We start from the raw sequence: 12,321 nt of genomic DNA on the forward strand, positions 1-12,321 counted from the left end.
GGCAGCACGCCGGAGTTCCGCAGGAGGCATAAGACGAAAAGTAGGTTTCGGTTTTTGGCTTCGTCAGGGCCCGATGAAAGGCAGGCGCGAAAAATGCGGGAGGCGATGCTCGATGCATGGCTGGACTATCCTTACTGAATCGGGGCGCTCTACAGGCTCTTTCCGGTGGCCACCACTGCTGCTCGGAACGAGATGGGCAGTCAACAGCTGCTCGGAACGAGGTGGCCAATCAACCGAACTTCCTTGCATTTCTGATAGGTTGAGAGAGGCTATGATAGAATCCATCATTCAGATTCTTGCCAGGAGATCGATTCGGAACGGCAAAGATGTTTGCCCCGGCGTGTCGAGGGTGCCTGGCGCGCTGAGCGAGCCGACGCATTTGCGTCGCTTCTATCGCCGGCAATCGCTGCCGACGTCCTCCTGGCTCGCTGAGTTGATCGCGACAATCGTTCATTCCTCGCTATTTGATGCCATTCCCACGAGAGCAGGCGGCGCGTGCCGTGGCGCGAAGTTGTCGTCGTGCGGGGCTTCAGTGTTCGTGCTGCAAAGCATCTCCTCAATCACCCGGTTGCGCCAGGACCCGCGGGATCAATCGGTCTGCCGACGGCCCCTTCGAGACGCTCTGCTTCGGCGGGAGCGCGGCAGAGCACGCTCGCGTAGGTGATCCTCCACTCCGGTGCGCGGTCGGTCACAAATACGACAACGAAGCGGGGACATCGGGGCGCCAGAGACACAACCGGCGGCCGCTCTGCCAGGCAAAGCAATTACTGCACGGCGCCCTGTCAATCCTCTTTCTTCTACCGGACCGTATTGCTTCGACCCGGCACAATTCCGAGCCTAAGTGCGGGATTTCGCCCAGGATGAAGGCAGCCAGTGCGGAAACCCGCACAAACGTCAGGGACACCGGTTGACCGAGCGTCTGAACCTGCACGATTGGGCGCGGGATTTCCACTTGGCACGACGCTTGCAGCCGAGACGACAGCAGCGCTCGACCGGAGCGCCGCGATGGGAGAAGCGCGGGAAGGGAGGCGGCCCACCCCGATCCGGTCAGGGAGAGAAAAGCTGTTGGCTCCACCGATTCGAAGCGCCGGTCCCCCAGCCCGCAAGGCCTTCTACGCCCAACTGTACGTGCAGGTGCTTACCGCCATCGCCCTCGGTGTCGCAGTCGGCTATTTGTATCCGGGCACCGGAGAGGCTCTGAAGCCGCTGGGCGATGCTTTCATCAAGCTCGTGAAGATGATTATCGCACCTGTGATCTTTCTAACCGTAACGACCGGCATTGCGGGCATGAACGATCTCAAGAAGGTCGGCCGGGTCGCCGGCAAGGCGATGATCTATTTCCTCACCTTCTCGAGCCTCGCATTGATGGTCGGTCTCGTTGTCGCCAATGTCGTTCAACCCGGCTCTGGCCTCGATATCGATCCGGCCTCGCTCGATGGCCAGGCCGTGCAGGGCTATGTGGCCAAGGTCCACGATCAGTCGGTGACCGGCTTCCTCATGAACATCATCCCGTCAACTATCGTTGGTGCCTTCGCCGAAGGCAACATCCTGCAGGTCCTGTTCTTCTCGATTCTGTTCGGCAGCGCTCTGGCGATGGCCGGAGACACCGGGAAGCCTGTGCTTTCCTTGCTTCAAGCGCTCCTCGCGCCGGTGTTCAAGCTGGTCGGCATCCTGATGCAGGCCGCGCCCGTCGGCGCTTTCGGCGCCATGGCCTTCACAATCGGCAAATATGGCATCGGTTCAGTGGTCAACCTCGCCATGCTGGTCGCGACGTTCTATTTCACCGCATTCGTCTTCGTGTTCGGGATTCTCGGCGCGGTTTGCCGATACAACGGTTTCTCAATCTTTTCTCTCGTGCGATACATCAAGGAAGAGCTGCTGCTGGTCCTGGCAACGTCCTCCTCGGAGGCTGCGCTGCCCTCGCTCATGGAGAAAATGGAGAAGGCAGGCGCCAAGCGTTCCGTCGTGGGTCTCGTCATCCCGACGGGATATTCCTTCAATCTGGACGGTACCAATATCTATATGACGCTTGCCGCCCTCTTCATCGCCCAGGCAACGAACACGCATTTGTCGGTTGCCGATCAGATTCTCCTGTTGGTCGTCGCGATGCTTTCCTCGAAGGGTGCCGCAGGTATTACGGGGGCTGGCTTCGTCACGTTGGCCGCCACGCTTTCCGTAATACCAACTGTTCCCGTTGCTGGGATGGCTCTGATCCTTGGTGTGGACCGCTTCATGTCCGAATGCCGAGCGCTGACGAATGTAGTGGGTAACGCGGTGGCTGCGCTCGTCGTCGCCCGCTGGGAAGGCGAATTGGACGAAGCGCGCATGAAAGCCGCCTTCTGCGGGAGCTTGCCGAGAGATTAAACCGGCCACCCCGCCCCAGCAAGATTGCTGCAGCGCGACCAATCAAGTCGCCGCGCTGTCATCAGCACGAAAGAATCGGCTCGCGGCTCTAAACAGCGCGTCGCGAGACACAAGATCAGAAGCGCCAATGCGGTGAATCAAGAAACATGGATGCCTTACGCAAACGAAACCGAGAGCGACGAATGCTCGGTTGCTCCTTGAGCGCTGTTCATTGGATAGGTTGCCGATCGTGGAGCATGTCGAAATCTTCATGTTGCCGCCCGGAACCGTCGCCGGGACAGGGCCGATGACACAGGGACAGCCGATCAGAATTGGCGCGACGGCCAAGCGCCCCACAATTGCCGATCTCGCCCGCGAAGCCGGAGTGAGCGTAGCAACGGTCGATCGCGTCCTGAACGATCGTCTTCCGGTGCGGGAGCGGACCGCGCGGCTGGTCCATGAAGCCGCCCACGCGATCGGCTATCATGCGGCGGGTCTCATCAAACAGCGCTTGCAACGGGACCTGCCGCAGTACCGGCTAGGCTTCATCCTGAGAAAGCCGGCCCAGCATTTCTACCAAGATTTCGCGCGCGAGGTCAAAGCAGCGGTTACTTCGGCCGAGACCTTCTATGGCATTCCGGTTATCGAATTCGCGCCTTCGCATTCGCCCGGGGAGCTGGCGGCTAGCCTCAAGAATCTTGGTAGGCGCTGTCACGCGATCGGCATGGTGGCGCCAGACCACCCTAAGATCACGGCGGCAGTCGAGGAGCTCAAGGCAAAAGGCATCCCGGTTTTCTCGCTGCTTTCTGACTTCGCCGCTGGCGTGCGCGAGGGCTACGTAGGTCTCAACAACCACCGGGTCGGGCGCACGGCAGCTTGGATGTTCTCCAAAGCCGCTAAACGGCCTGGCAAAGTGGCGGTGTTTGTCGGCAGCCACCGTTTCCAGAGTCATGAGCTGCGGGAAAGCGGCTTCCGTTCCTATTTCCGAGAGAACGAGCCAGCATTCGAGGTGCTCGATACGCTCTTGAACTTTGAGAAACGACAGATCACTTACGAGGCGCTACTGCATCTTATGCAGCGGGAACCTGAGCTCGTCGGGTTCTACGTGGCCGGCGGTGGCATGGAGGGTGCCATCTCCGCGCTCCGGGACGAGTGCAACGGTCAGGATCTCGTCGTGATCGTGAATGAAATCACGCCGGAGTCACGGGCGGCTCTCGCGGATGACATCGTCACGATGGCGCTCGCCACACCACTGCGCCGACTTTGCCATGAGCTGATGCTGCTGATGGACCGCGCCCTCAAGAACGGCACGGCGGAGACATCGGGCCAGACATTTCTGCCGTTCGATATCTATGTGCCGGAGAATATCTGAATGATGTGATTCCATCAGTGCGTGCTAATTTCCTATCATAAATGCAAGAATCGCTCGATTGACTAGCCTGCTCTAATCAGCTTTGTGCATCCGCCTGCGGTGGGGCGCGCGGAGAAGCCAGACAAGACTGGCGCCGCACTTGTTGAAGGAAAAGCCAAGCCCATGCGCCAGGTATCTCCCCGCTTTGCGCTGCAAGACATGGCGGCGCCTTCTGTCGACGTCAGTGCCATTTTCGCAATTGCGCGTGATCAGGGCCTGACCGATGTTCAAATCCGTGACCATCGTTTCAGCAATCCTGTTGCACGCGCCATTCCGGCTGCTGAGGTCCGCTCGGCCGCTACCGAAGCCGGCGTCACGATAATTTCGATGAACGCTTTGCAGCGCTTCGACGACTGGACTGCCACCCGCCGGGCGGAGGCGAGCAAGCTGGCCGACTACGCTGCGGCCTGCGGGGCCAAGACGGTCGTGCTGGTGCCAGTCAACCACGGCTCGCGCGCCAGCGCTGGCGAGCGCCATGACGGTCTCCGCCTCGCTCTAAACGCGCTCAAGCCGATCCTCCAATCGCGCGGGCTTATCGGCCTGATTGAGCCGCTGGGCTTTCGAACCTGCTCGCTCCGATCAAAGAGGGAAGCGGTCGAGGCCATTGCCGCGGTTGACGGCCAGACCGTGTTTCGCCTGATGCACGATACGTTCCACCACACGCTCGCCGGCGAGACCTCCTTGTTTGGCGAGCTTACCGGACTCGCGCACATTTCAGGCGTGAACGACCCGATGTTCTGGATTTACCCGGATCGCCTTCCTGGAGGTTCTGACAATGCCAGTCAGATCCAGGCGCTGCTTGATCATGGTTATGCGGGACCCTTCTCGTTCGAACTGGTAGAGGAAGTGTGCACGATGGACGAGCTCGCTGGCGCGCTTGCCGCCAGTATTGCTTTCATCCAGCGCGTGCTGTCGACGCGAAAGCAGTTGGTCGAAGAGGTAGAAAGCGAAATGGACGTGTAAAGCCTTGCGTGTTGTCACAGCGGAACAGCCATGCGAGCTGCCTCCTGTATCATTACCTCGCGCATCCAGACGCTTGCCGGATCGGTATTATGGAGTGCTGGCCATTGGACCGCTTCGGTGAAAGCAGGAAGCGGCAGCGGAAGTTCCACAATCTGAAGGGGGAAGGTTTTTTCGAAGTACTTAACCAGCCGGAAGGGCATGGTCGCAATACGAGCCGTGCCGGACACCATGGGTGGGATCATGCTGAAGCCCTGCACGGCCACCTCGACACGTCTTTTAAGACCATGCTCGAGTAAGAACCATTCCTCGACGGACGGCATCAGCGAACGTCCGAACCTGACCGAGACGTGCCTCATCGACAGGTATCTCTCGAATGTAAGCTGCCGTCTCAGCTGCCTGTTCGTGGGACAGCCGACGCATACGAGCCTCTCGTCGAACAAGGCCACGCTCGAATGCGCGCTCGACGTGAACAAATCTGGAAGAACTACAAAATCGACGTCGCCGCGCCCGAGGAGCTCATCGGGGCTATCGTTGACAGGCAGCAATTCGAAACTGACGGCGGGGGCTTCCCGGGCAACACGTTCCACGACTTTCTCAAAAAAAACGAGCGTGGCGAAATCGGAAATAGTGATCCTGAAGCGACGATCGGATCGAGCCGGGTCAAACGGATCGGAAGAAATAATCGTACGTTGGATGTGCAGCAGAGCGTCGCGGACTGCGGGGCCAAGTGCTGCCGCACGTGACGTCAGAATACGTTCGCGGCCGTTCATGCTGAACAGTTCATCGCCGAAAAAATCGCGCAGTCGGGCGACGGCCGCACTCATCGCCGGCTGACTGAGATTGATCCGGCGTGCCGCCGCCGAGAGATTGCGCTCGGCCAGCAATGCGTCCAGCACGACGAGAAGATTGAGATCAAGCCCCCTGAAACGCATTTCTGCGGCTATCCATCGAGTGGATACCTTCCATCGAAACAAACGATTTTATCATTGTGCTGAAATCTCGCATGGACAAACACCTGACGCACCGATCACCCGCTGCCTCTATGCCGTGATGAGCGTCTTAAGGACAACCCGAAAGGAGAAATTCTTCCATGCGCTCTGCCGTGCAGTGGAGGTTATGCTGGGAAAATAACTTGCAAGTGGCCGACCATGTCGAGCTCTCCGATTTCTTCCGAAAGACCTATGGACGAAACGGGGCCTTCGGCGCAAAGCCATTCGAAGGTAGCCGCAGTTGGGCCGGCGCAAGACCCGAACTCCGCCTTATTGCCAGCGACCCTGAGGGCGTAGCGGCACACATCGGCATACTGCGCCGCTTCATCAAGGTTGGCGACGTCGATGTTCTTGTGGCTGAGTTGGGCCTGTATGGCGTTCGTCAGGATCTTGAGAAGCTTGGAATCAGCTTTTCTATGCGCGCCGTATATCCCGTCCTGCAGCAGATGGGGGTTCCCTTCGGTTTCGGCACGGTTCGGCACGCCATGCGGAATCATGTTGAGAGGTACTGCAGAGAGGGCATAGCCACCATTGTGCCAGGCGTCCGGGTCCGTTCGAGCCGCGCAAATGTGCATCACGACCTGCCGTCCACGCGCCTGGATGACGTGCTCGTGTTGGTATCGCCAATTGGACGCTCGATGGACGAATGGCCTTCCGGCACGCTGATCGACCGCAACGGTCCGGAGCTGTGAACTTCGGGGCTGCATATCCGTCCCGAGTGGCTACGGCCTCCCAGCAACATTCTTCGCCATCGCAGCCTGCGCCGCAGGCCAGCCGGACTTATCCGGCTCTATGGGCGTTAAGCTTCTTCAGTTGCAGAAGTTTAATGGCTGGTTCCCCGACGCGCGGCTCAAGGAGTTATGTCGCGCACGTAAAAAACAAGCTGAAATGGAAAGAAACAAAATGTCTGATCAACTTATAACGGAAGTCATTGAGATAATCAGGAAGCGCATCGAATCGGAGAACGCCGAGGGAACGACTGCAGCATCCGTCGGCGAAATAACCACTGCGACGGAAGTGACTTCGCTCGGGATCGATTCACTGGGGTTGGCGGACGTGCTCTGGGACCTCGAGCAGGCGTACGGCATCAAGATCGAGATGAACTCGGCCGATGCGTGGTCTGATCTCCAAACTGTCGGGGACATGGTGGAAGCCATCCGCGGCTTGCTCAACAAGGCGGCTTGAATGGATCGCCGGGTCGTCATCACTGGACTAGGCGGGCTGTGCGGGCTGGGCACCGATGTCGGCTCCATCTGGAAAGGCATGCGCGAGGGCCGATCGGCCATCGGTCCGATTATCAATGCACAGCTTCACGGGCTGGAGGGCGCGATCGGCGCCGAGATCAAGACGCTGCCTGAGCACGACATTGAGCCCCGGCAGCTGCTCTCCATGGGACGTTTCAGCCTGCTTGCCGTGCTTGCAGCACGCGAAGCCATGCGACAGTCCGGACTCTCCTGCGATGAAGGCAATGCCCATCGCTTTGGCGCAATAGTGGGTGCCGGCTTCGGCGGCTACGATGCGACCGAGAAAGGCTACCGCGACGTCCTTTTGGGGGGAGCGTCCCGCGTTGAACTGTTCTCGGGAGTAAAGGCGATGCCGAGCGCGGCTGCGTGCCAGGTCAGCATGAGCCTCGGCCTTCGCGGGCCGGTCTTCGCCGTCACCACCGCCTGTGCATCGGGCAATCATGCGATTGCCTCGGCCGTAGACCAGATCAAGTATGGCCGAGCCGACGTGATGCTTGCGGGAGGCAGCGACGCGGCGTTCGTGTACATGATGATGAAGGCATGGGAAGCCATGCGCGTGCTCGCTCCGGACACTTGCCGGCCCTTCTCCGCGGACCGGAAGGGAGTGGTGCTGGGCGAAGGTGCGGGCATGGCCGTACTGGAAAGCTATGAGCATGCTACCGCCCGGGGTGCAACGATTCTTGCCGAGGTCGCGGGCATCGGTCTGTCTGCCGATGCCTCCCACATCGCCGCGCCGGCAGTTCACGGGCCGGAAGGCGCGATGCGCGCCTGCCTTGCCGATGCGAAACTGAATCCAGAGGACGTCGAGTACCTGAACGCGCACGGCACCGGCACCAAGGCCAACGATCAAATCGAAACGGCGGCGATCAAGCGAGTCTTCGGTGAGCATGCTCATTCGATGTCCGTCTCTTCCACCAAATCCACCCACGGTCACTGCCTAGGTGCAGCCAGCGCGATTGAAATGATCGCCTGTGTGATGGCGATTCAGGAGGGCGTGGTACCTCCGACCGCCAACTATCGCGAGCCAGACCCCGATTGCGATCTCGATGTCACGCCCAACGTGCCGCGCGAGCGTAAGGTGCGTGTGGCCATGAGCAACGCGTTTGCCATGGGGGGCACGAACGCAGTTCTAGCGTTCAAGCACGTATAGTGAGCGTCCATGTCGCCGCAAAGTCCTTCCGCGCGCCTTGCTGGACAGTCTGAACGCTCTCCCAGTGTCCACCAGTCAGCTCCAGGTGGTCAGATCGGTCGAGCCGCGTCTGGTCGTGCGGCCGATGCCGCCGCAACCCAATTGGTGCGTGAACTCACCAAGGCCGTTTGGCCAGGAAGCCAACCATCGAGCCGTTCCGGAAAAGGCGAAACCGAATTCGCCGGCCTGAAGAGAAGAGGACAAGATATGTTCGAACTGACCGGCCGCAAGGCGCTCGTCACCGGGGCATCGGGAGGCATCGGCGAGGCGATCGCCAGGATACTGCATGCGCAGGGCGCCATTGTTGGCCTGCATGGTACGCGCATCGAGAAGCTGGAGACGCTGGCCGCCGAGCTTGGGGACAGGGTCAAGCTGTTTCCGGCCAACCTTTCGAACCGCGACGAGGTCAAGGCGCTTGGCCAGAAGGCGGAGGCCGATCTCGAAGGGGTTGACATCCTGGTCAACAATGCCGGCATCACCAAGGACGGCCTGTTCGTGCGCATGTCGGACACAGACTGGGATACGGTGATGGAAGTGAACCTGACCGCAGTGTTCAGGCTGACCCGGGAACTGACCCACCCGATGATGCGCCGCCGCCATGGCCGCATCATCAACATCACTTCAGTTTCGGGTATCACCGGTAATTCGGGCCAGACCAACTACTCAGCTTCCAAGGCCGGCATGATCGGTTTCTCCAAATCGCTGGCGCAGGAGATCGCCACCCGCAACATCACGGTCAACTGCGTCGCCCCCGGTTACATCAAATCAGCGATGACCGACAAGCTCAACGACAAGCAGAAAGAGGCGATTATGGCAGCGATCCCGACCCGGCGCATGGGCACCAGCGCTGAAGTCGCGTCCGCGGTCGCCTACCTCGCCTCCAACGAAGCCGCCTACGTCACCGGCCAGACCGTCCACGTCAATGGCGGCATGGCCATGATCTGAGCACGGGGTAACCGGAGCCTACCTTGTCGTAGGCATCGCGCGACAGGCCTCACCGCCGGGGTTTGCAGGGCAAGTGCTGCTGCATGCGGATCAAACGTCTGCGGCGCTTGTCGTAGACGGTTTATCCCGCAGCCGGGCCACGGCTGCACTCATGGCCGGGCGAATGAGTTTGATACGCGTGCCGCGGCAGCGCAACAGGGACTCAAAGCCAGGCCACAGGCCTTTCCGGTCGGCATGGCGACCAAGATCCTTGCGCTCACCGATCCGCTCGGCACTTGTGTGCTTCGTCCCCCCTGTCAGGAGGCCGCTTCGATACGGGGTTTCGCCCGTCCATCGAGGGCGTCGCCTTCGGCGATCCGACGCCGACAAGGGTTCAACATCAACACCATCATTGCCGATCTGAACGACCGCGTCGCCAGGATCGTAATCCAGCACGATCCGAGGCGCGCCTTGCCGCCTCCTCTCGATCTGGAAGCGTCTGATCGAGAACTTCTTCTGCACCCAAGCGTATGCCAGGACAACTCCAACCAGAGCTTCGAAGCGAGCATCGACCGCAACCGCGGCATAACCCACCATGGGGCTCAGCAAACCTAGACCAAGGCCAGCCAAGCTGCGAATCCGGATGAGGTACCGACCCAAGACATGCACTTCGAGCTCCGCTCCTCGCTTCGGGCGTCTCACAGTCTGCAAGCGCAACACCTGCCGATCAGCTGACGATCCGTCGCCTCAGGCAACATGAGTGTGGGCGGTAACGGCCGACACAAGTCCAGGAGCGCTGGGGGCCTCTCGTGGATTCGCAGGAGTAGCAAGCCGGGATGCTTCCTGCACCATTATCTCCCGCATCCAGATGCTGGCCGGATCGCTGTTGTGGTTGGCCAGCCATTGGACGGCTTCGGTGAAAACGGGAAGCGGCAGTGGAAGTTCGACGACCTTAAGGGGGAACGTTCTTTCGAAGTGCTTAACCAGCCGGAGGGGCACGGACGAAATACGAGCTGTGCCGGACACCATTGGCGGCACCATGCTGAAGCCCTGCACCTCGACTTCGACACGTCTTTTTAGGCCGTGCTCGAGCAAGAACAGTTCCTCGATAGAGGGCTTGCGCCAACGTCCGAACCTGACGCAGACGTGCCTCATCGACAGGTATCTCTCAAATGTAAGCTGCCGTGGCAGCTGCTTGTTGGCGGCACAACCCACGCATACCAGCTTCTCATCGAAAAGCGCCACGCTTGGATGCGCGCCCGACATGAACATATCCGGAAGAATTACAAAGTCGATGTCGCCGCGCCGGAGGAGCTCGTCCGGGTTGTCATCGAGTGGCAGCAATTCGAACGTGACGGCGGGGGCTTCACGAGCGACACGCTCCACGACTTTTTCAAAAAAAACGAGCGTGGCGAAATCGGAAATAATGATCCTGAAGCGTCGATCGGATCGAGACGGGTCAAACGGATCCGAAGAAATAATCGAGGACTGGATACGCAGGAGAGCGTCGCGGACTGCGGGGGCAAGTGCAATCGCTCGTGAGGTCAGGATGCGCTCTCGACCGTTCATACTGAACAGTTCATCACCGAAAAAGTCGCGCAGCCGGGCGACAGCCGCACTCATGGCCGGCTGGCTTAGGTTTATGCGGCGTGCCGCCGCCGAGAGATTGCGCTCGGCCAGCAATGCGTCCAGCACAACGAGAAGGTTGAGATCAAGCCCCTTGAAACGCATGCCTGCGGCCATCCATAGAGTGGATACCTTTCATCGAAACAAACGATTTTACCAGTTTTGCGGAACGTCGCATAGGGACCTCACAAGAGATGTAAGCAAGCCCTAAAGGAACTTGATGCTTGCGTGGGTGCCGGACAGCATTTCTGGCGTACGCCTTCCGGTGTCGACCGGATCGCATGTCCAGTGCGGCTAAAGTTCACCGTGACCTGCGAAAGCCATATCGCGCCGGCTCGACGCGACAAGCTCCCCGTCATTACGCGCTTACCTCAGGAAAACAGGAACGGACAGAGGTCTTTCCATGCGCTCTGAAGTGCAGTGGAGGTTGTGTTGGGAAAACGAGTTGCAACGGCATGAGCATGTCGAGCTCTCAGACTTCTTGCACAAAACCTATGGAGGGACTGGCACCTTCTCCGCAATGCGATTCGAAGGCGGGCGGAGTTGGTTCGGCGCGAGGCCAGAGCTCCGAGCAATTGGTAGGGACACGCACGGTGTAGCGGCACATCTCGGTCTACTGCGCCGTTTCATCAAAGTTGGCGCAATCGACGTGCTGGTGGCCGAACTCGGATTGTACGGGGTGCGTCGGGATCTTGAGGGCCTCGGCATCAGCTTGTCCCTGCGCAGTCTGTATCCGGCGCTGCAGCAGATGGGCGTTCCATTCGCTTTCGGCACGGTTCGGCACGAAATGCGAAATCACATCCAGAGGCTCTGCAAGGTGGGGCTTGGGAAGATTGTGCCGGACGTTCGCATCCGCTCAACCTTGGCAGACATGCATCCCGACCTGCCGCCCACGCGCTTGGAGGACGATCTCGTCTTTGTCTCGCCGATTGGGCGGTCGATTGACGAGTGGCCGTCCGGCACCTTCATCGAGCGGAACGGTCCGGAGCTATGAAACATCTGGACTGCATATGTGAAATGTCCAGTCACTGCGCAGACGGCACCCAAGAGCGCAGCGTCTATCTCACGTTTGACGACGGTCCCGATCCCGTTTGGACACCGGAGGTCCTCGACGTGCTGGCGCAACACCGGACACCGGCGACATTCTTCCTGATCGGTGACGCGGCTGTAGACCGGCCGGAGCTTGTCCGGCGAATTATTGCGGATGGGCATGAAGTGGCCAATCACACGATGACTCATCGGGATCTGTCCAGATGCGAACCCGGCGAAGTTGAACGTGAAATAGTTGAGGCGAACAGCGCCATCAGGATGGCGTGCCCGCAAGCTGCGGTGCGGTACTTTCGTGCGCCCTATGGGAGCTGGACCAAAGAAGCTCTCAAAGCCTCGGCGAGCACTGGATTGGCACCCCTGCATTGGTCAGTCGATCCGCGAGACTGGGCTCGCCCCGGAGCGGACTTGATTGTCGATGCAGTTCTCGCCGGGGTCCGCCCGGGCGCGATTGTGCTCCTTCACGACGGGTGTGAGTGCTCTCGAAGCGATCCGCGCGACCAGACCGTTGTGGCGCTGTCCCGCCTGATCCCAGCGCTCCACGACCGCGGATTCACAGTCCGACCCCTTCCTCAACATCATTGA

General features: G+C 59.9%; 11 protein-coding genes and 1 pseudogene. 9 read left to right on the forward strand and 3 right to left on the reverse strand.

Going from position 1 to position 12,321, the window contains the following annotated elements:
• Positions 1-1,062: 1,062 nt before the first annotated feature.
• The 3 genes and pseudogenes from MESOP_RS31645 to MESOP_RS31655 form a co-directional block, all read left to right on the forward strand.
• Positions 1,063-2,475, forward strand: a pseudogene (locus tag MESOP_RS31645) (dicarboxylate/amino acid:cation symporter); the annotation flags it as partial.
• A gap of 175 nt (positions 2,476-2,650) precedes the next feature.
• On the forward strand, positions 2,651-3,715 hold the full coding sequence (locus tag MESOP_RS31650; RefSeq protein WP_015319223.1) for a LacI family DNA-binding transcriptional regulator: 1,065 nt from the start codon (positions 2,651-2,653) through the stop codon (positions 3,713-3,715).
• Positions 3,716-3,877: 162 nt separating this feature from the next.
• Complete coding sequence (locus MESOP_RS31655; RefSeq protein ID WP_013533525.1) at positions 3,878-4,717, forward strand: TIM barrel protein; 840 nt, start codon at positions 3,878-3,880, stop codon at positions 4,715-4,717.
• Between the two features lie 14 nt (positions 4,718-4,731).
• Here the strand turns inward: MESOP_RS31655 and MESOP_RS31660 are convergent, their stop codons facing one another.
• Positions 4,732-5,649: a LysR family transcriptional regulator gene (locus tag MESOP_RS31660; protein WP_013533526.1), complete on the reverse strand. Its 918-nt coding sequence runs from the start codon at positions 5,647-5,649 to the stop codon at positions 4,732-4,734.
• A 158-nt stretch (positions 5,650-5,807) separates the two neighbouring features.
• On the opposite strand from MESOP_RS31660, the gene MESOP_RS31665 reads away from it, so the two are divergent.
• The 4 genes from MESOP_RS31665 to fabG all read left to right on the forward strand — a co-directional run bounded on the left by MESOP_RS31665 (position 5,808) and on the right by fabG (position 9,084).
• Positions 5,808-6,398 carry a NodA family N-acyltransferase gene (locus MESOP_RS31665; protein ID WP_013533527.1) on the forward strand — a complete coding sequence of 197 codons (591 nt, stop codon included), beginning with the start codon at positions 5,808-5,810 and terminating at the stop codon, positions 6,396-6,398.
• Between the two features lie 211 nt (positions 6,399-6,609).
• Positions 6,610-6,891, forward strand: a complete 282-nt coding sequence (locus MESOP_RS31670; protein ID WP_013533528.1) for an acyl carrier protein — start codon at positions 6,610-6,612, stop codon at positions 6,889-6,891.
• The gene (locus tag MESOP_RS31675; RefSeq protein ID WP_013533529.1) at positions 6,892-8,100 is read left to right on the forward strand and encodes a beta-ketoacyl-[acyl-carrier-protein] synthase family protein; all 1,209 of its coding nucleotides are present in this window, start codon (positions 6,892-6,894) and stop codon (positions 8,098-8,100) included.
• A gap of 246 nt (positions 8,101-8,346) precedes the next feature.
• Positions 8,347-9,084 carry a 3-oxoacyl-[acyl-carrier-protein] reductase gene (gene fabG, locus MESOP_RS31680; RefSeq protein ID WP_013533530.1) on the forward strand — a complete coding sequence of 246 codons (738 nt, stop codon included), beginning with the start codon at positions 8,347-8,349 and terminating at the stop codon, positions 9,082-9,084.
• A 90-nt stretch (positions 9,085-9,174) separates the two neighbouring features.
• Here the strand turns inward: fabG and MESOP_RS31685 are convergent, their stop codons facing one another.
• Both MESOP_RS31685 and MESOP_RS31690 read right to left on the reverse strand, forming a co-directional pair.
• Positions 9,175-9,660, reverse strand: coding sequence for a hypothetical protein (locus tag MESOP_RS31685; RefSeq protein WP_245265023.1), 486 nt, complete (start codon positions 9,658-9,660; stop codon positions 9,175-9,177).
• Positions 9,661-9,810: 150 nt separating this feature from the next.
• Positions 9,811-10,794 carry a LysR family transcriptional regulator gene (locus MESOP_RS31690; RefSeq protein WP_013533532.1) on the reverse strand — a complete coding sequence of 328 codons (984 nt, stop codon included), beginning with the start codon at positions 10,792-10,794 and terminating at the stop codon, positions 9,811-9,813.
• 298 nt (positions 10,795-11,092) lie between these two features.
• Here MESOP_RS31690 and MESOP_RS31695 point away from each other — a divergent pair, with 298 nt between their 5' ends.
• Both MESOP_RS31695 and nodB read left to right on the forward strand, forming a co-directional pair.
• Positions 11,093-11,683 carry a NodA family N-acyltransferase gene (locus tag MESOP_RS31695; RefSeq protein WP_013533533.1) on the forward strand — a complete coding sequence of 197 codons (591 nt, stop codon included), beginning with the start codon at positions 11,093-11,095 and terminating at the stop codon, positions 11,681-11,683.
• Complete coding sequence (gene nodB / locus MESOP_RS31700) at positions 11,680-12,321, forward strand: chitooligosaccharide deacetylase NodB (RefSeq protein ID WP_013533534.1); 642 nt, start codon at positions 11,680-11,682, stop codon at positions 12,319-12,321. The genes MESOP_RS31695 and nodB overlap by 4 nt, the downstream gene beginning before the upstream one ends.

Source organism: Mesorhizobium opportunistum WSM2075 (assembly GCF_000176035.2).
Taxonomy (GTDB): Bacteria; Pseudomonadota; Alphaproteobacteria; order Rhizobiales; family Rhizobiaceae; genus Mesorhizobium; species Mesorhizobium opportunistum.